Here is a 23651-nt window from a genome sequence, read left to right on the forward strand (position 1 = left end):
GCCATGTTGGTCTCCCTGGCCCTGTTGCTGCTCGGTGCCCTGACCGCCGTCGTGACCCCGCGTCTGATGGCGCGGGCGCAGTGGCCGGAGCGCGAGCCGGTCGTCGCGCTGTGGGTATGGCAGTGCGTGGTGGCCGCAGTGCTGGTCTCCTTCGCGCTCTCCATGACCTTCAGCGCGGCAGCGGCCTGGCAGGCGGTGCGCGGGCACGTGTTCGCACCGGCACCGCGTGGCGTGGTGGAAGCGTATGCGCTGAGTGGGTACGGGCAGTGGACCGCCGCCATGGCCGTGCTGCTGGCGCTCGGCGGGGTGTGGACGGCGGCGATGCTGACCCGGGAGATCCACCGGGCTCAGGTGCGCCGCAGGCGGCGCCGGGCGGAATTGCTGGTGCGTTCCCCGCTGATGCCTGGGGAGGAGCCCGGCAGCGGCCGGCTCGTCGTCCTGGAGGGAGAGCGTCCGGACGCCTGGTGGCTGCCTGGTGCGGCACCTCAACTGGTCATCACCACCGCGGCACTCGGTCGCCTGAAGGGCAGTCAACTGGATGCGGTGCTGGCCCATGAACAGGGGCACGCGAAGGCCCGGCACGACTGGTTGCTGCACTGTTCGGGTGCGCTGGCGACCGGTTTTCCGCAGGTGCCGGTGTTCGCCGCCTTCCGTGACGAGATGCACCGGCTGGTCGAACTGGCCGCGGACGATGTGGCGTCGAGGCGCTTCGGACGGCTGACGATCGCCCTGGCCCTCGTCGAACTCAACGAGGACCGAGGGGTGTTCGGCCCCTGCCCGTCGCCCGACGCGCAGCTGCCGCGGCGGGTGAACCGGCTGCTGACCCCGGTGGAACGGCTCACCGCGGGCCGTCGGCTCCGGCTGACCGCGGCGGCTGCCCTGGTACCGGTGGTTCCGCTGCTGGTGGCCTTCCTTCCGGGACTCAGCGCACTGGGATAGCCGGATGCGCGGATCTTCCGCGAAGATCGCCCCATGCCGTCCCCGCCTCTCGCACCACCGGGCCGCCCCCGTTTCCGCGCCACGCCGTTCGGTACGGCCACGATCTGCGCCGCCCTCGCACTGATCCTGCTGATCCTGGTCGCCGCGCGCTGGTCGCCGCTGATGACACTCGACCGCACGGTCGCGGACGCCCTGCACCGCAGGGCGGTCACCGAACCCGGTCTCGTCCACGTGAACCGGATCCTGACCGACTGGGTGTGGGATCCGTGGACCATGCGCGCTCTGATCGCGGTGGCCATGGTGGCGCTGTGGTGGCGCGGGGCGCGGGCGCTCGCGGTGTGGGTGGCGGTGACGAGCGTGCTGTCCGCCCTCCTGCAGCAAGGACTGAAGTCCGCGGTCGGCCGGGAACGGCCGCGGTGGCCGGATCCGGTGGACTCCGCCCATTACGCCGCGTTCCCCTCCGGTCACGCGATGACCGCGACGGTCAGCTGCGCTCTGCTGCTCTGGCTGCTGCGTCGGCACGGCACGGGGCCCTTGGTGTGGCGGACGGCTCTGGTGGTGGGCTGGGTGTCGGTGGTCGGTGTCGGTGTCACCCGGCTCTATCTGGGGGTGCACTGGCCGAGCGACGTGCTGGGCGGCTGGCTGCTGGGGGCGGCCCTGGCCGGGTTCTCCGTCGCCGGCTTCGCCCGGTACGAGGGACGTGGCGGTCCGGATCGTCCGGCCTTGCCCCGGCGTTCCTGAACCGGGGAGGATCGCGCCCATGCAGATCAAGGGTGTGCTCTTCGACTTCTCCGGGACTCTGTTCCGCATCGAACCGGTCCGGTCCTGGCTGCGCGCGGTCCTCGCCGAACGGGGGGTGACCGTCGGCGGGGCCGACTTCGAGCGGTACGCGCAGGAGCTGGAGGAGGCCGGGGCACTGCCGGGCGGTCCGCATCCCCGGCAGGTGCCCGCCCGGCTCGCCTCCGTGTGGGCCACCCGTGACGAGAGCGCGGAACTCCACCGGGCCGCGTACACCGGACTGGCCCGGCAGGTGGCCCTGCCGGATCCGGGACTGTACGACGCGCTCTACGAGCGGCACCGGTCACCCGTCGCCTGGCAGCCGTACCCGGACGCGGCGGAGGTGCTCGGCGCACTGCGCGACAGCGGCACCCGCGTCGGTGTGGTCAGCAACATCGGCTGGGACCTTCGGCCGGTGTTCCGGGCGCACGGGCTGGACGCCCTGGTGGACGCCTACGTCCTGTCGTACGAGCACGGCGTCCAGAAGCCGGACGCACGGCTCTTCCACAGGGCCTGCACACTTCTCGGACAGGATCCGACGCATGTGGTGATGGTCGGCGACGAACCGCACGCGGACGGCGGGGCGGCGGCAGTGGGCTGTGACGTACGGTTTGTACGGCATCTGCCGTTGGAGGAACGGCCCGATGGGCTGCGGACGCTCGGACTGCTGCCGGGCGTTGCCTGAGAGACATGTGAGAGATGTCCCCGACGCGCAATGGGTCCGATTGTCACATCGGGGCCTTAGCCTGTACGTATGTCCCGTTCTCCGTGCTCCCCCGATTCCGTGCGTCCCGCCGCCGTGGTGAACAAAGAGATTCGTGACCTGTGGCAGCGCTCCGGCGGCTGTCTGTCCCCCGAGGACGAGGAGCACTACCAGCGGTTGCTGGTGGAGTGGGCGGCGGCGACCGGCGGGAGCGCCAGGCCCGCCGCCTGACACGCCTGTCGGCTCCGAGCGGATTCCGGACGGACCGTGCCTCCCGCCGGGCGGGGAATCCGCCCGGCGGGAGGCACCGGTGCGCGGTGGAACCGACCGGCGCAGGTGCGAGGGAGGGACCGGCCGGATCAGCGGTCGAAATAGTCCGGCTGCGTCTGCACATTGAGCTCGTCCAGTCGTACCCGCTTCGCCGGGTCGGTCCGTCGGTCGTCGAGCTTCAGCACGTCGAAGCCCTTGGCGATGTCGTTGGAGTAGATGTAGCCGTTGTAGTAGTACGCCGACCAGGGGCCGGCCGTGGTGACCGCGTCGGTGCTGACGGGGCCGCGCTCGAAGTAGCCGATCTCCTTCGGCTTCGAGGAGTCGGTGAAGTCCCACACCGAGACTCCGCCCTGGTACCAGGCCTGGACCATCACGTCGCGACCCTTGACCGGGACGATCGAACCGTTGTGGGCGACGCAGACCTCCGTGTCGGCCTGCGGGCGGTCGATCTTGAAGTAGCTGCGGAAGACCAGCTTGCGGTGGTCTCCCTTGCCGACGATGTCGTAGATGCCGTCGGCGCCGCGGTTCGGGCCGACCTCCTCGTTGCAGGTGGCCGCGCCGCCGCCGCCGAGTTCATCGGTGAAGACGACCTTGTCGGCCTTCTGGTTGAACGTCGCGGAGTGCCAGAACGCGAAGTTCACGTTGTCCTGCACCTGGTCGATGATCTTCGGGTGCTCCGGGTCCTTGATGGAGAACAGCAGACCGTCGCCCATGCAGGCTCCGGCGGCCAGGTCCTTCGAGGGCAGCACCGTGATGTCGTGGCAGCCGGTGGTCTTGGAGACGCCCGGGTTGGTCGGGGCTCCCGGGTTGCCGCCGTCCGGGAAGAGGACCGGGAAGTTCACGACGGCGGCCTTCTCGGGTGCGTTGCGCGGCACCTTGATGACGGAGATCCCGTCGTGCGGCGGCTGGCAGTCGGGGAATGCCTCGCTCGGCGCGTACGAGGAGACGTACACGTACACGTTCTTGCGTTCGGGGACCAGCGTGTGGGTGTGCGATCCGCAGGCGGTCTCGACAGCGGCGACATACTTCGGGTTGCGCTTGTCGCTGATGTCGAAGACCTTCATGCCCTCCCAGGAGGACTTCTCGGTGGCGGGCTGGGTGGTGCTGGTGCAGGAGTTGTCACTGCGCGAGGAGTCGGTGGACAGGAAGAGCAGGTTTCCCGACACCGAGATGTCGTTCTGCGAACCGGGGCAGAGGACCTGGGCAACGGTCCTGGGGGACTTGGGATTGCCGATGTCGTAGATCCGGAAGCCGTCGTAGTTTCCCGCGAAGGCGTACTTCCCCTGGAAGGCCAGGTCCGTGTTCAGCCCCTTGAGCGCGTCCTTCGGGACGTTGGCCAGATGGGTGATGTTGCCGCTGTGGACGACTTCGTCCACGCCGGGTATCTCACCGCTCCTGATGGCGGCCGTGGCTTCGGCTTCCTGGGCGGCGGAGACATCGGTACGGGCGGCGGCCGCGTCACCGGGGTCGGGCGTCGCGGCCGCGGGACCGGCCAGGAACAGCGTGGCCAGCAGCCCGGCGGCCGCTGCTGCGGCCCCGAGGCGTCTGCGCCGCACCGGGCTCGTGTGCAACGAAATCACTGCGTCCTCCCATGTATCCGAACGTAGTTGAACGGTTCACGGACCTCGGCAGTATCGTCCTCCCCATGGCCATCCCAACAGATGGCAACAGAGACGTAATGAAACTTTCTGATCGCTGTCGTGCGGAAGCGTGTTAGGACAGTGGGCAACCACCCCATATGGCAATGGAGGTCCACTTGTTGATCCGCCGTCAGACCAGGCGTGTCCGCAGCTCCGTGCTCGTCGCGGCCATCGTGTCCGCCATTCTCGCCCTGGGCGCATGCGACGCGGGGAGCGGCGACAGCCGTACGAAGGCAGGGACGGACGCGGGCCCTTCGGTGGTGGCGCCCGGAAAGCCGGGAGAGCCCGCGCGGACCCTGTCCGCCGAGGAGGCGCTGAAGGCTGCCGGGGACGACACACCCAACTCCGCCGACTTCCGGTACGTGCAGATGATGATCCAACACCACGCCCAGGCACTGGAGATGACCGAGCTCGCCCCCGGCCGCTCCGGCTCCGCCGCCGTCAAGCGGCTCGCCGAGCGCATCGCCGCCGGCCAGAAGCCGGAGATCGGCGCCATGCAGGGGTGGCTCAAGCACAACGGCGGAGAGAGGCGCGCGAGCGGCCATGACCACGCGGCGATGCCCGGCATGGCGACCCCGGCGCAGCTCGAAGAGCTGCGGGCGGCGAAGGGCACGGCCTTCGACGAACTCTTCCTGAAGCTGATGACCACCCACCACCGGGGCGCGATCACGATGGCGACCGAAGTGCTCTCGCAGGGGAACAACGTACAGATCGAGGAGATGGCCGGGGACGTCGTCGCCCAGCAGACCGTGGAGATCGACCGGATGCGCGCGCTGTCGTCCTGACCGCGCCCCGGGCGCGCCTCTCCCCCGTTCCGACCGCCGGTGTCATGCTGGAGGCATCCTGCGGGAAGAGGTGCGCCGTGCTCCGTGTCGCCGTCATCGGCTCCGGTCCCAGCGGGGTCTATACCGCGCAGGCCCTGGTCGAGCAGGACCGGGTGCCCGGCGTCCGGGTCGATGTGCTGGACCGGCTCCCCTGCCCGTACGGCCTGGTGCGCTACGGCGTGGCCCCCGATCACGAGAAGATCAAATCGCTGCAGAACAGTCTGCGGACCGTCCTGGAGCACGAGCGGATCATCTTCCTCGGCAATGTCGAGGTGGGCGGCGGCGGGATCCCGCCCGAACGGATCGGTGAGCTCTACCAGGCGGTCGTGTACTGCGTCGGGGCCGCGACCGATCGCGGCCTCGCCGTCCCCGGCGAGGACCTGCCCGGCAGCTGTTCCGCGACCGAGTTCGTCTCGTGGTACAGCGCACACCCGGACGCCGCCGCCAACGGCTTCGCACTGCGGGCCCGTTCGGTCGTGGTGATCGGCGTCGGCAACGTGGCGGTGGACGTGGCGCGGATTCTCGCGCGGAGCGCGGAGGAGCTGCGCCCGACCGACGTACCGCACGGAGCGCTCGGCGCGCTGGCCGGCAGCCGGGTCCGAGAGGTCCACATGGCGGGCAGGCGTGGGCCCTCGCAGGCCAGGTTCACCACCAAGGAGCTGCGGGAGCTGGGCGGGCTGCCGCACGCCCGGGTGGTGGTGGACGAGGCGGAGCTGGCGCTCGATCCGGCCTATGTCGATCCGTCCCCGGGGCCGGCGACGGCCCTGTCCTCTCCGCCCGACGTGCCGCCCCTGACTGCGGCGGCGCGACGCAACGTCGAGGTGCTGCGCGGATGGGCTTCGGCCGGTGCCAGGGGCGCGAGCCCGGGAGGAGATCCGGCGCGCACCATCCACCTGCGCTTCTTTCTGCGGCCCGTCGAGTTGCTGGAGCGGGACGGCCGGGTGGCCGGGGTCCGGTTCGCCCGTACCGTGCCGGACGGCAGCGGGGGTGTACGCGACTCCGGTGCGTACGAGGACATCGATGCCCAGCTCGTGCTGCGGGCCGTCGGCTACCGCGGGCTGCCGCTGCCCGGCCTCCCGTTCGACGCGGCGCGCGGGACGGTGCCGCATCTGGCGGGGCGGGTGCTGCGGGACGGCGTGCCGTCGCCCGGGGAGTACGTCGCCGGGTGGATCAAGCGGGGGCCGACCGGAGTGATCGGCTCGAACCGGTCGTGCGCGAAGGAGACGGTGGCGTCCTTGCTGGACGACGCCCCGCTGCTCGCCGGGCGACCGCCGGTGCCCGATCCGGTGACCGCGCTGCGGGCATGGGGGCTGCGGCCGGTGGAATGGAAGGGCTGGCAATCCATCGAGCGGGCGGAGGCGGCACTGGGCGTGTCGCTGGGCCGGGGGCCGGTGAAGATCCCGGACTGGGCGGGGCTGCTGGACGCCTCGGAGGGTGCCGAGCGGGGCGGATCGTGAGGCTGTCTATCGGTCCTCGCCGATGCGCTGCACCTGCCGGTTGGCGCCATCGAGGACGGTGTCGAGGAGCCCGGGGAACAGTGCTTCCAGATCGTCTCGGCGCAGCCCGTTCATCTTGGCCGTGCCGCGGTAGATCTGCTGGACGATGCCGCTCTCACGCAGCACCCGGAAGTGGTGCGTGGAGGTCGACTTGGACACCGGCAGGTCGAAGCGGGAGCAGGTGAGTTCGGAGCCGGCGACGGCCAGTTCCCGGACCACGCGCAGCCGCACCGGGTCGGAGAGCGCGTGCAGCACCGCCTCGATGCGGATCTCGTCCCGCGTGGGATGGTCGAGCGCGCGGCCACCCACCGCAGCGGCGCTTGTGGCAGGGGCGCTGGCTGGGGTCACGACGGCTCCCTTTCCTGGCTTGGTCCGGTCTCCCATAATACGAGACTCTTCGTAGTTTGACATGCACCGTACGGTGAGGATCTTGGGCGTGACCGTACGCAGCGGCCCCGTAGCAGCCATGGCCGAACCGGCCGGCCGGCCAAGGACATCAGCCCGTCGGCCGGTCGATGACCAGGGCGCGGGTTCCGGAGCCGGGCTGTCAGCCGCTGAGCAGGTCCGGGTTGTCGGCGAGTGAGATGAGAGGCCCGGCCGGATCGGCGATCAGCTTGCGGGCCGTCAGATCGAGCAGCCCCGCCACGCCCGTGACCTGCGCCGCGACCGTGCCGTCCTCCTTGATGATCTCCTGCGGCCACCGCGAACGTCTCCTCGGCCGGCCCCTACCTCAAGCAGCCGGGCCGGAGACGGGGCCCGGAACGCTGATCAGTGCCCTTCCGCGGCGGGCCGGGGCGCGGTGGACTCGCGGACGACGAGGGTGTAGCCGGGGCGGGGACGACGCGGTTCCGGCACCGGGTTGCCCGAGAGCCGTTCGACGAGGCTGTCGACGGCGAGCCGCGCGATGGCTTCCTTGTCGGGGGCGATGGTGGTGAGGGTGGTGGCTCCGTACAGGCTCTCCTCGATGTTGTCGAAGCCGACGACGGCGACGTCCTCGGGGATGCGCAGGCCGCGTGCGGTGAGGGTGCGCATGGCGCCGATGGCGATGAGGTCGTTGTACGCGAAGACCGCGTCGGGCCGTTCTCCCCGGTCCAGGAGTGCGGCCATGGCGGTGGCGCCGTCCTCGCGTCCGTATCCGTCGGTGACGACCACCAGTGACTCGTCGGGCTCGATGCCGGCCGCGGCCAGCTCCTCGCGCCAGCCCCGCAGCCGCAGGTGGGCGGGCTGCCGTTCGCGTCCGGTGCGGGAGCCGAGGAAGGCGATCCGGCGGTGGCCGCGGTCGATGAGATGGCGTACGGCGTCACGGGCGGCGGCCACGTTGTCGATGGCGATGTGGTCGTACGGGGCCTCGTACTCCCGCTCGCCGAGAAGGACCAGGGGCGCGGTCTCGGTGCGCGCCATGAGGTCCTCGGTCTCCAGATGGATGGGACTGAGGATGAGGCCGTCGATGACATGGGAGCGGAAGCCCTGGCTGACCAGGAGTTCCTTCTCCCTGAGGCCGGCGGTGTGGTCGACCAGGACGGTGTAGTCGTGCCGGGCGGCCGCGTCGACGACCGCGCCGGCCAGTTCGGCGAAGTACGGGTTGCCGAACTCGGGCACGGCCAGGGCGATGATGCCGGTGCGGCCCTTGCGCAGATGGCGGGCGGTGAGGTTCGGCCGGTAACCGAGTTCGTCGATGGCCCGTTGCACCTTGGCGCGCATCTGTGGTGTGACGTGCTGATAGTTGTTCACCACGTTCGACACGGTCTTGATGGACACGCCCGCCCGTTGCGCAACGTCCTTGAGGCTGACGCCCACGGCACTCCCTGACTCGGCTCGGTGCGCGTCGGTGCGCACTGGATCGGCTTGGCTCGCGCTTCGAGGAGCGGGGCGCTGCCCCGCCGGGCACGGCTCAGGTGGTTCTGCGGCCGCGCGCGAGCCAGCGCTGGGCCACCACGACAACGATAAGGAACCCTCCGCTGACCACCGACTGGTAGGAGGAGTTCAGCGAACCGATCTGGTTGATGAGGTTCTGGATGACGGCCAGCAGCAGGACGCCCCAGAGGGTGCCGCTGATCGATCCGGCGCCGCCGACGAGAAGAGTGCCGCCGATCACGACGGCGGAGATGGCGTCGAGTTCCATGCCCCCACCCACGATCGTGACGCCGGAGGACAGTCTGGCCGCGTTCAGCGCACCGGCGAGTCCGGCGAGCAGCCCGCTGAGCGTGTAGACCAGGAGTTTCGTACGGGCCACGGGCAGGCCCATCAGGGTGGCCGCGTCGCTGCTGCCGCCGACGGCGAAGAGGGACTGGCCGAACGAGGTGCGCTGCAGGAGCAGTCCGCCGGCACCGAAGAGCACCAGGGCGATCAGGACCGGGTATCCGAAACCCCCCATGCTCCCCTGGCCCAGTTCGGCGAAGGCGGAGCCCTTCGGGACGAGATAGGTGGTGGCGCCCTCGTCGGTGAGGGCGAGGAGCATGCCACGGGCGGCCAGCAGGGTGGCGAGGGTGACGATGAAGGGAGCCATCGAGGCACGGGCGATCAGGAGACCGTTGAGCAGACCGATCGCGCCGCACACCACGAGCGGCACGAGCAGCGCGGGCAGGAATCCCCCTTGCGAGGCCCAGGCGGCGAGCACACCTCCGAGGGCGAAGACGGAGCCGACGGACAGGTCGATGCCGCCGGTGATGATGACCAGCGTCATGCCGAGGGCGACCACGGCGAGGAACGACGCCTGCACGGTCACACCGCGGGCGTTGTCCAGCGTCGCGAACGTCGGGTAGACGAACGAGGCGGTGATCACGACGGTCAGCAGCACGGCGAGCACGCCCTGGCGCTGGAGGAGTCCGGCGAGCCGCCGTGTGATCGCGGGCCCGGAATCGGATGCCCGGCTGGGCTCTCCGTTCCCGGACGCCGCCGGGCTCTTTCGCGGTGCCGGTGACTGGGCCACCGCGGCAGGTGGGGTTTCGTTCATCGCAACCGACGCTCCCGGGCGACGTAGACGGCGGCGATGATGATGGCCGCCTGGGCGATCTGTGCGGTGGAGTCGGGCAGGTCGTGCTTGACCAGAGTGGCGCGCAGCAGCTGCATCAGCAGGGCGCCCGCGACGGTGCCGAGCACCCGGACGGAACCGCCGTTCAGCGGGGTGCCGCCGACCACGACCGCCGTGATGGCGGAGAGTTCCATGAGGGTGCCGAGCGAGGAGGGGTCGCTGGCGGTCAGTCTGGCGGTGGCGAGGATGCCGGCGAGGGCGGCCAGTACGCCGCAGAGCACGTACACACCGATGAGGACGCGCCGTACGGGCAGTCCGGCGAGGGCCGCGGCCGAGCGGTTGCCACCGACGGCGACGACCCGGCGGCCGAAGGTGGTGCGCTGCACGAGGAAGGCGACGGCCGCGGCGAGGACCGCGGCGATCAGCACGACCAGCGGGACGCCGAGGAAGGAGCCGGTGCCGAGCGAGAGCAGGTCCGGGTTGACGATCTGCTTGAGCCGACCGTCGGCCATCACGAGGGCCAGGCCCCGGCCTCCGACGAAGAGCGCGAGTGTGGCGACGATCGGTTGCAGCCCGATGAGCGAGACCAGTGCGCCGTTGACCGCGCCGACGGCGGCGCCGGCGAGCAGCGCCACGACAAGCGCGGGCACGAGCCCGTATCCGAGGTAGAGCGGCAGGAGCGCGGCGGCGAGCGCCATCGTCGAGCCGACGGACAGGTCGACGCCCTCGGTACCGACGACCAGGGCCATGCCCAGGGCGACGATGACGACGGGAGCGACCTGGACGAGCTGGGTGCGCAGATTGACGGCGGTCAGGAAGTGCTCGGTGAACAGGGCGTTGAAGACGAGCACCACCGCCACGGCGACGTAGACGCCGTACTCCTGGTACCAGGCGGGGTCACGCAGCCGCGCCAGGGGGCGGGCGGAGGTGGCGAGGGCGGCCTGGGTCATCGGGGGTCCTCCTGGGCGGCCGGGGCCTTTCCGACGGGCGCCGGTGCGTGGTCGGCGAGCACTTCGAGCAGATGGCTCTCGGTCACCTCGTCGCCCGCGAGTTCGCCCGCCACGGAGCCGCCGCGCAGGACGACGACGCGGTCGGCGCCCTCGATGAGTTCCTCGATGTCGGAGGAGATGAGCAGGACGGCGAGGCCCTCACGGGCGAGGTCGTCGATGAGGCCCTGGACCTCGGCCTTGGCGCCGACGTCGATGCCGCGGGTCGGTTCGTCGAGCAGCAGCACCCTGGGCTCCAGACAGAGCCAGCGGGCGAGAAGAACCTTCTGCTGGTTGCCTCCGGAGAGCTCGCCGACCTTCTGTTCAAGACTCGCCGCCTTGATCCTCAGCCGCTTCATGAAGATGTCGACGACGCGGTCCTGCTTGCGGCGGGAGACCACCCCGAAGCGGGAAAGCCGGGGCAGGGCGGCCAGCACGATGTTCTCACGCACGGAGAGGCCGGGCACGATGCCTTCGGCCTTGCGGTCCTCGGGCAGCAGGCTGATTCCGGAGCGGATGGCACCGGCCGAGCTGATCCTGCGCAGGTTCCGTCCCCCGATGGTGAGTTCGCCGGAATCCAGGCTCAGTGCGCCCGCGAGTGCCTTCGCAGTCTCGCTGCGGCCGGAGCCGAGGAGGCCGCCGAGGCCGAGCACCTCGCCGCCGTACAACGACAGCGATATGTCGTGGAGTCGGTGGCGCCGGTTGAGGCCGGTCGCGGTGAGTGCCGGGGCCCGTGCCGCGTCGTGTCCCTCGTCGTCGAAGCTGGTGAGGCCGGTGCGGCGGACCTCGGACAGATCGCGGCCGAGCATCATGGAGACGAGCCGCATGCGGTCGAGGTCGGCAAGGTCGCCGGTGTGGATGCGGTGGCCGTCGCGCAGCACGGTGACGCGGTCGCAGATCCGGTAGAGCTCGCCCATGCGGTGGCTGACGTAGAGAACGGCGATGCCCCGGCCGCGCAGGTTCTCGATGACCCGGAAGAGGGTCTCCACCTCGCGCGGCTCCAGCGAGGAGGTGGGCTCGTCCATGATGACGACCTGGGCGTCGACCGAGACGGCGCGGGCCAGGGCGACCATCTGCTGCGTGCCGATGCCCAGTGTGTGCAGGGGCCTTCGGGGGTCGACACGTACGCCGAAGCCGTACAGCAGTTCCGTGGTCTCGCGGTGCATCCGGGAGAAGTCGATGAGGCCGAGGCGGTTCTTGGGTTCACGGCCGAGGAAGATGTTGCGCGCCACGCTCATCAGCGGGACGAGGTTCACCTCCTGGTAGATCGTGGAGATCCCGGCCTGCTGTGCCTCGAACGGCCGGGCGAACACCACGGGGCGACCGCTCAGCCGCAGTTCGCCCTCGTCGGGGCGGTGGACGCCGGTCAGCACCTTGATCAAGGTGGATTTGCCCGCGCCGTTCTCCCCCACCAGGGCGTGGGTCTCTCCGGCGCGCAGGGTGAAGGAGACGTCGTCGAGGGCGACGACGCCCGGGAACCGCTTGCTCACCGAGCGGGCTTCGAGGACGGTGGCGGGCGAAACGGTCACCTCCGTCGGGTGGACGGTGGGCTCCGGCGCCTGCGGTACTGCTTCGGGTGGTGCCATGGGCGGTATCGGCCTTCCGCTGTTCCAGGAGGTGGGCCCGTGCCGCCGCGGCGGGGCGGGGGTCGCCGCGCCGAAGAGCTTCGCCGCGGCGGCGGTGGACCAGGACGTCGCGGATCCCTGCGGACCGCTGCGGTCAGAACGCGCCGCTGAGCGAGGCCTTGGCGTTGGACTCGTCATACGCCCGGTCGGAGATGATGACGTTCTCCGGGATCTCCTGGCCGCCGTAGAACTTCTGAGCGGTCGCGAAGGCGAGCGGTCCGAAGCGCGGGTTCGACTCGATGACGGCGTTGTACTCGCCGTCGACCAGGGCTTGTACGGCGTTCCGGGTGCCGTCCACGGATACGATCTTGACGTCCTTGCCGGGCTTCTTCCCAGCCGCCTTCAGCGCGGTGACCGCGCCGAGCCCCATCTCGTCGTTCTCCGCGTAGACGGCGGTGATGTCGGGCTTGGACTGGATCAGCTGCTCCATGACCTGCTGCCCCTTGTCACGTGCGAACTCGCCGGTCTGCCGGGCGACGATCTCCAGACCGGGGGCCTGCGCCTCGAGCTGGTCGACGAAGCCCTTGGTGCGGTCGGTGGTGACGTTGTTGCCCGAGGCCCCGAGGAGGATGGCGACCTTGCCCTTGCCGCCGGTCGCCTTGATCATCGCGTCCGCCGCGCGCTTGCCCTGCTCCACGAAGTCGGAGCCGAGGAAGGCCACATAGTCCTTGCAGGCGGTGGAGTTGACCTTGCGGTCGATGGTCAGGACGGGGACCTGCTTGGCCGCGGCCGCCTTGAACGCCGGCTCCAGCCCGTCGGAGTTCAGCGGGGCGACGATGAGGAACTGGGCACCCTGCGACAGCATGTCCTGGATGTCGCTGATCTGCTTGGAGAGTTGCGACTGCGCGTTGGTGGTGAGCAGCTTCTTCACGCCGACCTTCTCGGCCTCGTCCTTGATGGACTGGGTTTCGGCGATACGGAACGGGTTGGCCTCCTTCTCCGACTGGGAGAAGCCGACCACCGCGTCCTTGAGGTCCAGCTTCGGCGCGCCGTAGGCCTGCAGCGAGCAGCCCGAACCGGAGCTGCTCTCCGGGGACTTGGCGGTCTGAGCCCCTTGGCCGCCGTCACCCCCCGCGTTGTCCGAGGTTTCCGACTTGGCGCAGCCGGAGGCGGCCAACGTAAAAGTGGCGACGAGGAGGCAGGCCACGGCGAGGGGACGGGATCGGCGCTGGATCATCATGCGCGGGACGCTCCTTGGCGAGGTGACGGCACGCTTCGAGGCGTGCGGTCGGGGCATGACCGGACGATGCATCAACCGCCGGGCAGCCGATGCCACTGCATTCCTCACGATCCCACTCCGAGCTGCTTGAACAGCCGTGGAAACGGTGGTCGCGAACGCCTGCACAGCCTGTCGGCGGCTCGGTTTACAACGTTATATAGGCGGTGTGACGCGGGCGGCAAGAGTGCGTACGGCGGGTTTCCGAAATGTGCCGGAGGACGTCCTCCCGGCATCGCACCGCTGCCGCCGGGAGTGCGGGGTTTCACCCAAGTCACCCTGCCCGGGGCAAAGTTCATGACTCTCCGAAGGGCAATGACCTCGGCTTCCGGGAGTCACGCCGTGTCCGTCCCCGATCCACCGGGCCGAATCGCCGCTTCAGGAACTGCTGCACCACGGCGCCTGGATTGCTCCACTGCGCGGCCTCTTCGGCGCCGGGCAGCGCCGACGGGGCCCGGAGCGCCCCCTCCCCCGCGAGGGAACGCACCACCGGGCCCCCACCGGAAGTACGGCGGAGGCCCGGATACATACGGTGCCCGATACGACTTCAGGAGTGGCGGCGGACACGGCGCCCTGTTCGGGACGAGGCCCGGTGCCGGGAGCGGAGTCGTACGGTCGGTCAGACCGCGCGGAGGTACTGGTCCGGCGTGCGGAGTTCGCCGCCCAGTTCACGGGCCGCGTACTGGGCCCACGACGGGCTCCTCAGCAGCTCGCGCCCGAGGAGGACCGCGTCCGCCCGGCCCTCGGTGATGATCTTCTCGGCCTGCTGCGGCTCGGTGATCAGACCCACGGCCGCCACGGGGAGCGAGGTCTCCGCCTTGACCCGTTCGGCAAAGGGAACCTGGTAGCCGGGCCCGGTCCCGATGCGGGCGCGCGGGGCGTTCCCGCCGCTGGAGACGTCCAGCAGGTCGACGCCGTGGGCCTGGAGTTCCTTGGCCAGCCGCACGGTCTCGTCGACGGTCCAGCCCTCGCGCTCGTCCTCGTCGTTCTCCGTGAGCCAGTCCGTCGCGGAGATCCGGAAAAGGACGGGCAGTTCCTCCGGCCAGACCTCCCGCACCGCGTCGACGACCTGAAGCGCGAAGCGGACGCGGTTCTCGAAGCTGCCGCCGTACTCGTCGTCACGCCGATTGCTGTGCGGGGAGAGGAACTGCCCGATGAGGTATCCGTGGGCTCCGTGCACCTCGGCGACCTCGAAGCCCGCGTCGAGCGCGCGGCGGGCGGCTTCGCGGAACTGATCGACGACGCCCCAGATCTCGTCCACCGTCAGCTCGTGCGGCACGGGGTGACCGTCGTCGAACGGCAGCGGGCTGGGGGCGACCGGCGTCCAGCCGTGCGCGTCCGGGCCGACGGGGTCGCCGCCCAGCCAGGGGGCCGCCGTCGACGCCTTGCGGCCGGCGTGCGCGAGCTGGATGCCGGGAACCGACCCCTGCCCCTTGATGAAGTCCGTGATCCGGCGGAAGGCGGCCACCTGGGTGTCGTTCCAGATGCCGAGGTCCGCCGGGCTGATCCGGCCCTCGGGGCTGACGGCCGTCGCCTCGGTGAGGATGAGTCCTGTTCCGCCGATGGCTCGCGCCGCGAGGTGGGCGAAGTGCCAGTCGGTCGCGACGCCCGCGTTCGGCCCCGCCGGTTCGGCGCTGTACTGGCACATGGGCGCCAGCCACACCCGGTTGGGAATGACGAGCGACCGCAGGGTGTAGGGCTCGAAGAGGGCACTCACGTCGGACTCCGTTTCGACGACACGAAAGACTCACTAGTACGATAGCTACCGTACTACGAGAGCCGTCAAATTACGAAGGTCCTCGTACAAAGGCGCGGACGTGCATGAGGCCCGTTCCCGGGCGGGAACGGGCCTCACACACCGCTCGCCGTACGCGCGCGTACGCGGCCTATCCGCGACGCCTGAGCGTGATGACCGCGTCCGCGTCGTACCCCTGCGTCCAGCTGCGCCCGGCGCCGGACTTCCAGGTCACATGGGCGGTGGCGCCGTCGACCCTGACGCCCTCCACCGTCATGACCCGGTCGCCGTCCCGCACGTCCCCCCGGCGCAGCTCGCGCGCCCGGACGGTGACGGGCTCCGCCGACCCCGCGCTCTCGGCCCCGTCCGCGGCCAGGGCGAGGGCCGCCGCCAGTTCCCGGGCGCGGTCAGGGGTACAGACCAGCACGAACTCGCCCGCCGGCCCCGTGACCCGGACCTCGACCCCCGAGCCGACGGGGACCATCTCCAGGTCCACACCGCGTCCCTCACGATCCTCGATCCCATGCGTCATCGCTCTGCCTCTTCCCTTGCCCGGCGCACCCCTCGACCGGATGCGGCCGGAGGCTCTCCGGCGGACGCGGACCGCTGAAGCCCCCGGCCACCGGGCCGACCACCGGGTCCGTGGCAGCACCGCCGGGTCGGCCATCCAGAATTTCAGCACACGCGCCGGCCCGTCGGAGGGCGGGTCATCAGTGCGCGCCGACAGGCACCAACGACCACCGGCCGGTCAGAGCAATACCGCTTCGAAAGTTTCGGAACCTGTCCCGTACAGCCGACCGCAAGGCCGGATCTCCACGCGGGATTTCCCGGAGCGGGGAGGCTCTCCGGTGCTCTCCAAGAGCGCGGGCCGACTGACCCCCGGCCGGACCTGGGTGGACGGGGTGCTGGCCCGCAGGCCGGTCGGGGTCATCCTGGTGCTCTCGGATCTGACGGCCGCCCAGCGCGCCCAGTTGGCCGGCCGCTCCATCCCGTACGCCGTGGTCGACCCGGCGAGCGACCCCGGTGACGACGTACCGTCGGTCGGAACCACCAACTGGCAGGGCGGGCCGGCCGCCACCTGACCGGCCTCGGGCACCGCCGCATCGGCGTGATCAGCGGGCCGTCCCGCATGATGTGCAGCCGCGCCCGGGTGGACGGCTACCGGGCCGCGCTGGAGACGGCGGGTTTGCCCATCGATCCGGAACTGATCCGGGAGGGCGAGTTCCGCCAGGAGGCCGGCTACACGGAGGGGCTCGAACTCCTGCGGCTGCCCGACCCGCCCTCCGCCCGGTTCGCCGGCGACGATCTCCAGGCCCTGGGCGTCTACGAGGCCGCCCGCGAGCTGGGGCTGCGCATCCCCGAGGACCTCAGCGTCGTCGGCTCCGACGATCTGCCTCCCACCCGGTGGATCGGGCCGCCGCTCACCACGGCGCGTCAGCCGCTCGTCGAGATGGCGGAGACCGCTGCCCGTCTGCTCCTCGACCTCGCACGGGGCGAACGCCCGGCGAACCCCCGCGTCGACCTGGCCACCAAGCCGGTGGTCCGCAGCAGAACCGCCGAGCCACGCCACTGACCCTTTCCGCCGGCCCCGCTCACCCGGTCCGGCCTGCACTCCTATTCCATTGCGGGCCGGGCCGGAGCCACGTAGCGTCCCGCGTCATGACGACTCCCACGCTGCACACCGGGCGACTGCTCCTGGAGCCGTACACACCCCCGGACGAGGACGACTTCGTGGCGCTCTTCCAGGACAGCCGGGTCTCCCGGTGGATGGGTGACGGGCCGCAGACCGAGGCCGAGGACCGCGCCCTGTTCGGGCGGGTCTTCAGCAAGGTGTACGCACAGAAGCTCTTCGACGTGTGGGCCGTGCGGCACGGCGGCCGCCTGGTCGGCCACGCGGAGATCAAGCCCTCCCCGTCCCCGGAGGTGGACGGCCACGAGATCGTCTACGCCCTGGCTCCGGCCGCGTGGGGGGTGGGTTTCGGTACCGAGATCGCGCGGACACTGACCTCGTACGGATTCGACGCCCTCGGGCTCGGCGAGGTGTACGCGACGGTGGCCCCCGAGAACGCGGCGTCGCTGGCGCTGCTGGGCCGGATCGGATTCCGACACGTCGGCGACACGCGGGAGGACGACGGCGGCACGAGCCGGATACTGGTGCGCACCGCAGGCGCTGACGGCGTCGGGACCGGTCAGCCGCGGTAGACATCCAGGCGCCCGCACATACCGAACTTGCCGTACGCGGCGGGATGTTCGGCGTGCACACAGGCGTCGGCGAGGTATCCGCCGTCGCCACGCGCCAGAGCGTCGAGCCGGCCACCGGTCACCTCGGACGCGGCGGCGGCTCCCTTCCGCCAGCGCTCCCGCCAGTCCTCGGTCCTCGGACGCACGAGTGCGGCGGCGGCCCGGTGGAAGGCGGCGAGCGGTTCGGGGTCACCCGCCTCGGTGGCCCGGCGCAGCGCGAGGAACCCCTCGACGGCGAGGTCACGGCGGGCGCGGGCGACCCGTCCCTGTTCCGCATCGGAGCCGTCGACGGGGAGGACGACCGCCGCCCGGTAGGCGTCGGGGTCCGCCAGGTAACGGGGTGGCAGGGTGAGGACGGCGTCACCGGCCTCGGGCAGTCCGCTGTTCTCCATGAGGACGACGATGCGCAGCCCGTCCTCGTTGACGAGGCGGTGGATCGTGCCGGGCGTGAACCGGACCAGGGCGCCCGGCGTCAGTGGTGTCTGCCGGAACCCCGACGCGGTGAGGGTCTGTACCGAGCCCGCGCCCGCGACCACCACATACCCCTCGGAGCAGGCGAGATGGACGTGGGGCGTCCCGCCGCACAGGCCGTCCTCGGTGGGCCAGTCGTATACCCGCAGATGCGAGACGGCGACGGAGCCGGGCAGCCCCTCGAAGGTCGGCACAAGTGCTCCTCGGTCTCTCGGCCAGGGCATTCGGCAAGCGCTTTCTGCACCGTACTTCACCGGCCGTGGAAGCAACAGGGCCCGGAGTCCGGGCCACCTTGCGGGCCTCTGTCAGTGGTGGGGTGCAGACTGGCGCGTATCCGACACAACGGCGTTTCGGGAGGTTCGGCCATGACCGACGTACTGCTCACCGTGGGCACCCGCAAGGGACTCTTCATCGGCCACCGGCGCGGTGGCTCATGGGAGTTCGACGGCCCGCATTTCAATGCCCAGGCGATCTACTCGATCGCCATCGACACCCGCAGGCGCGTCCCCCGGCTGCTGGTCGGCGGGGACAGCGCGCACTGGGGCCCTTCGGTGTTCCACTCCGACGATCTCGGCAGCACCTGGGTCGAGCCGCAGCAACCGGCCGTGAGGTTCCCCCGGTTCACCGAGGCATCGCTGGAGCGCGTCTGGCAGCTGCACCCTGCGGGACCCGAGGCGCCCGATGTCGTCTACGCCGGGACGGAGCCCGCCGCGTTGTTCCGTTCCCAGGACGGCGGGGCGTCCTTCGAGCTGGTCCGACCGCTGTGGGAGCATCCGACGCGTGCGAAATGGGTGCCTGGCGGGGGCGGCGAGGGTCTGCACACCATCCTCACGGATCCGAGGGATGCCCACGCCGTGACGATCGCGGTCTCCACGGCCGGTGTGTTCCGCACCAAGGACGGCGGCGCGAGCTGGGCTCCGTCGAACAAGGGGGTGTCGGCGGTCTTTCTCCCCGACCCGAACCCGGAGTTCGGCCAGTGCGTCCACAAGGTGGCCCGGGACGCCGTCGATCCAGACCGGCTCTACCTCCAGAACCACTGGGGGGTGTTCCGGAGCGACGACTCGGGGGACAACTGGACGGACATCGGCCGGGGCCTGCCGTCCGATTTCGGTTTCGCCGCTGCCGCGCACCCGCACCGCGCGGACACGGCGTACGTCTTCCCGATCAACGCCGATGCCGACCGCGTACCGGCCGAGCACCGCTGCCGGGTGTTCCGCACCTGCGACGCCGGCGGCACCTGGGAGCCGTTGTCGGCGGGCCTGCCCGAGGAGACGCACTACGGCACGGTGCTGCGCGACGCGCTGTGCACGGACGACGCCGACCCGGCGGGCGTCTACTTCGGCAATCGCAACGGCGAGGTGTACGCGAGCGCGGACGACGGTGACACCTGGCAGCAGCTCGCCTCGCATCTGCCGGATGTCCTCTGTGTCCGGGCGGCGGTCGTCGGCCCCTGACGACCGGGGTCGCTTCCCAGTCGCCTGAGCACGACTCCGGAGCACCACGTCACTCCCCCGCACACTCCGGAGTGACGGAGCATCGGCCGGGGCCGCGCCCGTGGGAAGGGAGCCGGTGCCACGCCACGTCCGGCGGAGCGGCCGTGCGACTGCCGCGGACTACGGCAGTTGCCAGTCGACCGGCTGGGCCCCCTGGCGGAGCAATGCCTCATTGGTACGGCTGAACGGGCGCGAGCCGAAGAATCCGCGGTCCGCCGACATGGGCGACGGGTGCGCGGACTCGATCGCCGGGAAGCCGTCGAGGAACGGTCGCAGATTGCGCGCGTCACGCCCCCACAACACGGACACCAGCGGCTTGCCGCGGGCGGCCAGAGCCCGGATCGCCTGCTCGGTCACTTCCTCCCAGCCCTTGCCGCGGTGTGCGCCGGGTTTGCGAGGTGCCGTGGTGAGCGCCCTGTTCAGCAGCAGCACGCCCTGACGTGTCCAGGGCGTCAGATCGCCGTTGGACGGCCTCGGAAGCCCCAAGTCCGTATGCAGTTCCCGGAAGATGTTCTCCAGGCTGCCGGGCAGCTGACGCACCTCGGGGGCCACCGAGAAGCTCAGCCCCATCGCCATCCCGGGCGTCGGATAGGGGTCCTGACCGACGATCAGGACGCGCACGTCGTCAAAGGGCTGCTGGAACGCGCGCAGCACGTTCGCTCCGGACGGCAGATAGGTGCGACGTGCCGCTACCTCCGCGCGCAGGAAATCGCCCATCGCGGCGATGCGATCGGCCACGGGGGCAAGCGCATCGGCCCAGCCGGACTCGACTACTTCGTTCAACGGTCGTGGTGCCACGAAACATCACTCTACCGGCGTACACGACCGGCTTCCCGCGCGGAGCCGCCGCGTGGAGGCCGATCTTCCACGCCGCCCGTCACGGCTCGCGGTACCGGGGGTAGGCTGCCGCCGTCCTTTCCCTTCTTCCTGGAGCCGGTCCATGAGCTCACGCGGGCGTTCGCCGGAAAGCAGCGCTGCCGGCGCGCGTGAGGACGGTGCGACGGACCCGTACGTGCTCGGCGTGGATTCGGGCGGCTCCGGGCTGCGGGTGGCGCTGGGCACCGTCGGCGCGTCCGCCCCGGTGGACACGACGCTCTGCGCCGAGCCGGTACGCACCGGAGCCACGGGGATCGACGCCGGCCATCTGCTGGAGCAACTGCTGCCCGCCGCCCGCCGGATGCTGGAGCGGCACGGCGCGGGCACCGGCCCCGAGATCGCCGCCGTGGCGGTCGGCGCCGCCGGTATGGCGACGCTCGGCGGACAGTTGCGCGCCGAGCTGCCCTCGGCCCTGGAGCACGCGCTCGGGGTGCGTCGGCTGGCTCTCGCCGCCGACGCGGTGACCGCGTACGCGGGTGCGGTCGGTCAGCGTCCGGGGGCGGTCGTCGCGGGTGGCACGGGCATGATCGCGCTGGGCACGGATCTGACCGACTGGCACCGGGCCGACGGCTGGGGGCATCTGCTGGGCGACAGCGGTGGCGGCGCCTGGATCGGGCGGGCGGGCCTCGACGCGGCCATGCGCGCCCACGACGGCCGGCGCGGCGGGTCCGCCGCGTTGCTGGCCCGGCTGGAGGCGGTGTTCGGGCCGGCGCCGGAACTGCCCGGACTTCTCTACCCGCGTACCGACCGCCCTGCCGTGCTGGCCTCGTTCGCACCCGAGGTCGCCGCGTGCGCCGGGCACGATCCGGTGGCCGCGGGCATTCTGCGCGAAGCCGCAGGGCACATCGCGGAGGCCGCCGCGGCGGTGTGCCCGAAGGCCGGAGCCGACGACGAACGGTACGAAGTGGCCTTGACGGGTGGCCTGTTCCGAATGGGCGATCCGCTGCTCGTACCGCTGCGCGAGGAACTGTCCCGGCAGGTCCCGCAGGCACGGACGGTCCCCGGTTCGGGTGATCCGTTGACCGGTGCGCTGTCCATCGCCCAGGCGTTGGCCACCGGGGATCTGCGGCTGCCGCGCCATCCGACGCTCCTGCGCGTACTCGGTGACGATCCTGGGCAGGGCCCGAACAGCCACTGACAGAGCAGGACAGTCGACCAGAAAGCCTCTCATCGGATAAAAGCGGACAGATAACGCCCGACTGGACCCTCCCCGAACGGAGGCGTACCCAAAACCAGTAGCATGCGGCGCCATGAGCACCCCCACTGGGCCCGCTTCCGGCCTGCCTGTACGAATGCCGCGACCTCGCCAGTCCGGACGGCACCGCCGCCCGGAGCCCGTGGTCGCACCCGAGGGCGCCGCCGCGCTCGTTCTCGCCGTTCCCGGTGCCCCCTCTTCGGCCACGCGCGGCCTGGCCGAAGAGGTGATCAGCATCGCCCGATCCGAGCTGCCCGGCCTCAATGCCCGGATCGGCTATCTCGACGGTGACGACGACGAGTACCCCGCGCTCTCGTCCGTACTCGCCCACAGCGCTGCCGAGCGCGTCGCGCGCTTCGAGCAGGCGCAGGCCGTCGGCCGCGAGGTCGCCGAGCCCGAGGGTCCCTCCGCTGTCGTGGTGCCTTTGCTCGCGGGGCCGGACAGCGCCCTGGTCCGGCGGATACGGCAGGCCGTGATGGACAGCGGTACGCAGGTCGAGCTGACCGATGTGCTCGGGCCGCACCCGCTGCTCGCCGAGGCGCTCCACGTACGTCTTTCGGAGGCCGGGCTGGCCCGCGCCGACCGTGCCAGGCTCTTCACCGTGGCGACGGCCGCCGACGGCATCGTGCTGGCCACGGTGGGTGGCGAGGAGGCCGTGCAGGCCGCCGGGATCACCGGCATGCTGCTCGCGGCCCGGCTCGCGGTACCGGTGATGGCCGCCGCACTCGATGTGGAGGGTTCCGTCGCATCGATCGCCGAGCAGCTGACGGGCTCCGGCTCGGGGCAGCTCGCGCTGGCGCCGTACCTCGTCGGCCCCGAGGTGCCCGAGGGACTGCTGGACGCCGCCGCGAAGGAAGCGGGCTGTGCGACGGCCGAGCCGCTCGGCGCGTATCCCGCGATCGGCAAACTCGTGCTGTCGATGTACACGACGGCGCTCGGTATCGCGCCGGCGATGGCTCAGGGTGCTCAGGCGCATTGACCCGATGCCGGGTACCCGGCAGGGTTGTGCGTCCCCGATCGCCGGACGGGCCGGATTCCCCCGGCCCGTCCGGTGATCGCGTCGTGCGTGGCGTGATCTCGTGACGTCGTGCCGTGCGGTCAGGCGAAGATCACGCAGGATGCGGCGGGGGCGTCCAGGGAGCCCGCGTGACGCGGAACGCCGGTCGCCGGGTCGAGCGTGAACCAGCTGACGTTGCCGGATCGCTCGTTGGCCGCGTACAGCCGTCGGCCGGTGGGGTCGAGCGCGAGGTCGCGCGGCCAGTGTCCGCCGCAGGCCACGGTCGTGACCAGGGATGCCTTCGCGCCCGCCGCGTCGAGCGCGAGGACGGAAATGCTGTCGTGGCCCCGGTTGGCGGTCCAGAGGAACCGTCCGTCGTGCGAGACGACCACCTCGGACGGGTACGTCACCGTGTCCCCGTCCCCCGCCGGTCCCTCGGGCAGCACGGACGTCTCACCGACCGGTTCCAGGATCCCGGTGGCGGCGTCCCACCCGCATACGGTCACGGTCGGTTCGAGTTCGTTCAGGACGTAGGCGTGGCCGCCCGCGGGATGGAAGGCCAGATGACGCGGGCCCGTGCCCGGCCGCAGGGCCGTCTCCCCGTGCAGCCGCAACGCCCCCGTGGCCGCGTCGAGCGCGCAGATCCGTACGGAGTCGGTCCCGAGGTCCACGCTCAGCACCCACTTCCCCGACGGGTCCGGGAGCACCTGGTGGGCGTGCGGGGCCCGTTGACGGTCGGCGTCCGGACCGCTGCCCTCGTGCCTGAGCACGGAAATGGCGGCGCCGAGGGAACCATCCGCCCGCACGGACAGTGCGGTGACGCTGCCCGAGCCGTAGTTGGCGGTGAGCAGATGACCGCCCGCGAGCGCGAGATGGGTCGGGCCGCTGCCCTCCACCGGCCGGATCCCGCCGATCGGCTCCGGCACCTCACCGGTGATGTCGAGGGCGGCGGCCGCCCCGTGCTCGGTCTCGCTGACCGCGTAGAGCACACGGCCGCCCGGACCCGGTCCATGGCCCAGGGCGAGGTACGAGGGGTCGGGAACGGCGTCCGTCGCGCCGAGGACGGTCAGCGCCCCGGTCTCCCGGTCCACGGCGGCGACGGTGATTCCCCGCCCGCCCGCCGAGGTGAAGGACCCGATGAATGCCCGCTCCGCGCCGTCGTCGCTGTCCACCGCACTGCTCGTCACCACAACTGC

General features: G+C 71.1%; 22 protein-coding genes and 2 pseudogenes. 11 read left to right on the top strand and 13 right to left on the bottom strand.

The genetic code is table 11. The annotated features are described in order from the left end of the window. Positions 1-3 precede the first annotated feature (3 nt). The 4 genes from ABZ826_RS30235 (at position 4) to ABZ826_RS30250 (ending at position 2650) form a co-directional block, all read left to right on the top strand. Positions 4-939 (top strand): M56 family metallopeptidase, encoded by a 936-nt coding sequence (locus tag ABZ826_RS30235; RefSeq protein ID WP_361455187.1) that lies wholly within the window; start codon positions 4-6, stop codon positions 937-939. A gap of 33 nt (positions 940-972) precedes the next feature. After that, on the top strand, positions 973-1680 hold the full coding sequence (locus tag ABZ826_RS30240; protein ID WP_361455190.1) for a phosphatase PAP2 family protein: 708 nt from the start codon (positions 973-975) through the stop codon (positions 1678-1680). 19 nt (positions 1681-1699) lie between these two features. Next, complete coding sequence (locus ABZ826_RS30245) at positions 1700-2401, top strand: HAD-IA family hydrolase (RefSeq protein WP_361455193.1); 702 nt, start codon at positions 1700-1702, stop codon at positions 2399-2401. A 69-nt stretch (positions 2402-2470) separates the two neighbouring features. Then, positions 2471-2650, top strand: coding sequence for a hypothetical protein (locus tag ABZ826_RS30250; RefSeq protein ID WP_361455196.1), 180 nt, complete (start codon positions 2471-2473; stop codon positions 2648-2650). Positions 2651-2778: 128 nt separating this feature from the next. On the opposite strand, the gene ABZ826_RS30255 is transcribed toward ABZ826_RS30250, so the two are convergent. Further along, the gene (locus ABZ826_RS30255; protein WP_361455199.1) at positions 2779-4269 is read right to left on the bottom strand and encodes a hypothetical protein; all 1491 of its coding nucleotides are present in this window, start codon (positions 4267-4269) and stop codon (positions 2779-2781) included. Between the two features lie 158 nt (positions 4270-4427). Here ABZ826_RS30255 and ABZ826_RS30260 point away from each other — a divergent pair, with 158 nt between their 5' ends. Continuing rightward, positions 4428-5114, top strand: a complete 687-nt coding sequence (locus ABZ826_RS30260; protein ID WP_361455202.1) for a DUF305 domain-containing protein — start codon at positions 4428-4430, stop codon at positions 5112-5114. Between the two features lie 77 nt (positions 5115-5191). Next, positions 5192-6610: an FAD-dependent oxidoreductase gene (locus ABZ826_RS30265; protein WP_361455205.1), complete on the top strand. Its 1419-nt coding sequence runs from the start codon at positions 5192-5194 to the stop codon at positions 6608-6610. A gap of 6 nt (positions 6611-6616) precedes the next feature. Here ABZ826_RS30265 and ABZ826_RS30270 read toward each other — a convergent pair whose 3' ends face one another. From ABZ826_RS30270 to ABZ826_RS30310, 9 genes and pseudogenes are all read right to left on the bottom strand, one after another. Further along, complete coding sequence (locus ABZ826_RS30270) at positions 6617-6997, bottom strand: helix-turn-helix transcriptional regulator (protein ID WP_361455208.1); 381 nt, start codon at positions 6995-6997, stop codon at positions 6617-6619. Positions 6998-7196: 199 nt separating this feature from the next. Beyond that, a pseudogene (locus ABZ826_RS30275) lies at positions 7197-7362 on the bottom strand (thioesterase); the annotation flags it as partial. Positions 7363-7417: 55 nt separating this feature from the next. Beyond that, positions 7418-8446 carry a LacI family DNA-binding transcriptional regulator gene (locus ABZ826_RS30280; RefSeq protein WP_361455211.1) on the bottom strand — a complete coding sequence of 343 codons (1029 nt, stop codon included), beginning with the start codon at positions 8444-8446 and terminating at the stop codon, positions 7418-7420. Between the two features lie 94 nt (positions 8447-8540). Further along, complete coding sequence (locus ABZ826_RS30285) at positions 8541-9602, bottom strand: ABC transporter permease (protein ID WP_361455214.1); 1062 nt, start codon at positions 9600-9602, stop codon at positions 8541-8543. Further along, complete coding sequence (locus tag ABZ826_RS30290) at positions 9599-10570, bottom strand: ABC transporter permease (protein ID WP_361455217.1); 972 nt, start codon at positions 10568-10570, stop codon at positions 9599-9601. The genes ABZ826_RS30285 and ABZ826_RS30290 overlap by 4 nt, the downstream gene beginning before the upstream one ends. Further along, the gene (locus ABZ826_RS30295; protein WP_361455220.1) at positions 10567-12192 is read right to left on the bottom strand and encodes a sugar ABC transporter ATP-binding protein; all 1626 of its coding nucleotides are present in this window, start codon (positions 12190-12192) and stop codon (positions 10567-10569) included. The genes ABZ826_RS30290 and ABZ826_RS30295 overlap by 4 nt, the downstream gene beginning before the upstream one ends. 133 nt (positions 12193-12325) lie before the next feature. Further along, on the bottom strand, positions 12326-13411 hold the full coding sequence (locus ABZ826_RS30300; RefSeq protein ID WP_361455223.1) for an ABC transporter substrate-binding protein: 1086 nt from the start codon (positions 13409-13411) through the stop codon (positions 12326-12328). A 655-nt stretch (positions 13412-14066) separates the two neighbouring features. Continuing rightward, a complete protein-coding gene (locus ABZ826_RS30305) occupies positions 14067-15164 on the bottom strand; it encodes an NADH:flavin oxidoreductase/NADH oxidase (protein WP_361455225.1) in 1098 nt (365 codons plus the stop codon). A gap of 169 nt (positions 15165-15333) precedes the next feature. Further along, complete coding sequence (locus tag ABZ826_RS30310) at positions 15334-15714, bottom strand: hypothetical protein (protein ID WP_361455228.1); 381 nt, start codon at positions 15712-15714, stop codon at positions 15334-15336. Between the two features lie 316 nt (positions 15715-16030). Between ABZ826_RS30310 and ABZ826_RS30315 the strand changes: the two are divergent. Next, positions 16031-16755, top strand: a pseudogene (locus ABZ826_RS30315) (substrate-binding domain-containing protein); the annotation flags it as partial. Between the two features lie 86 nt (positions 16756-16841). Beyond that, positions 16842-17384: a GNAT family N-acetyltransferase gene (locus ABZ826_RS30320; RefSeq protein ID WP_361455231.1), complete on the top strand. Its 543-nt coding sequence runs from the start codon at positions 16842-16844 to the stop codon at positions 17382-17384. Here ABZ826_RS30320 and ABZ826_RS30325 read toward each other — a convergent pair. Next, positions 17372-18088 carry a cupin domain-containing protein gene (locus ABZ826_RS30325; RefSeq protein WP_361455234.1) on the bottom strand — a complete coding sequence of 239 codons (717 nt, stop codon included), beginning with the start codon at positions 18086-18088 and terminating at the stop codon, positions 17372-17374. The two genes, ABZ826_RS30320 and ABZ826_RS30325, sit on opposite strands and share 13 nt — an antisense overlap. Before the next feature lie 171 nt (positions 18089-18259). On the opposite strand from ABZ826_RS30325, the gene ABZ826_RS30330 reads away from it, so the two are divergent. After that, positions 18260-19348, top strand: coding sequence for an exo-alpha-sialidase (locus tag ABZ826_RS30330; protein ID WP_361455237.1), 1089 nt, complete (start codon positions 18260-18262; stop codon positions 19346-19348). Between the two features lie 159 nt (positions 19349-19507). Here ABZ826_RS30330 and ABZ826_RS30335 read toward each other — a convergent pair whose 3' ends face one another. Beyond that, positions 19508-20185 carry a uracil-DNA glycosylase gene (locus ABZ826_RS30335; RefSeq protein WP_361455240.1) on the bottom strand — a complete coding sequence of 226 codons (678 nt, stop codon included), beginning with the start codon at positions 20183-20185 and terminating at the stop codon, positions 19508-19510. Between the two features lie 142 nt (positions 20186-20327). On the opposite strand from ABZ826_RS30335, the gene ABZ826_RS30340 reads away from it, so the two are divergent. Both ABZ826_RS30340 and ABZ826_RS30345 read left to right on the top strand, forming a co-directional pair. Continuing rightward, a complete protein-coding gene (locus ABZ826_RS30340; protein WP_361455243.1) occupies positions 20328-21401 on the top strand; it encodes a BadF/BadG/BcrA/BcrD ATPase family protein in 1074 nt (357 codons plus the stop codon). Between the two features lie 112 nt (positions 21402-21513). After that, a complete protein-coding gene (locus ABZ826_RS30345; RefSeq protein ID WP_361455246.1) occupies positions 21514-22437 on the top strand; it encodes a hypothetical protein in 924 nt (307 codons plus the stop codon). A 119-nt stretch (positions 22438-22556) separates the two neighbouring features. Here the strand turns inward: ABZ826_RS30345 and ABZ826_RS30350 are convergent, their stop codons facing one another. Beyond that, positions 22557-23627 carry a lactonase family protein gene (locus ABZ826_RS30350; RefSeq protein ID WP_361455285.1) on the bottom strand — a complete coding sequence of 357 codons (1071 nt, stop codon included), beginning with the start codon at positions 23625-23627 and terminating at the stop codon, positions 22557-22559. Positions 23628-23651: the final 24 nt, after the last annotated feature.

This window comes from Streptomyces sp. NPDC047515 (assembly GCF_040643055.1).
Lineage (GTDB): Bacteria > Actinomycetota > Actinomycetes > Streptomycetales > Streptomycetaceae > Streptomyces.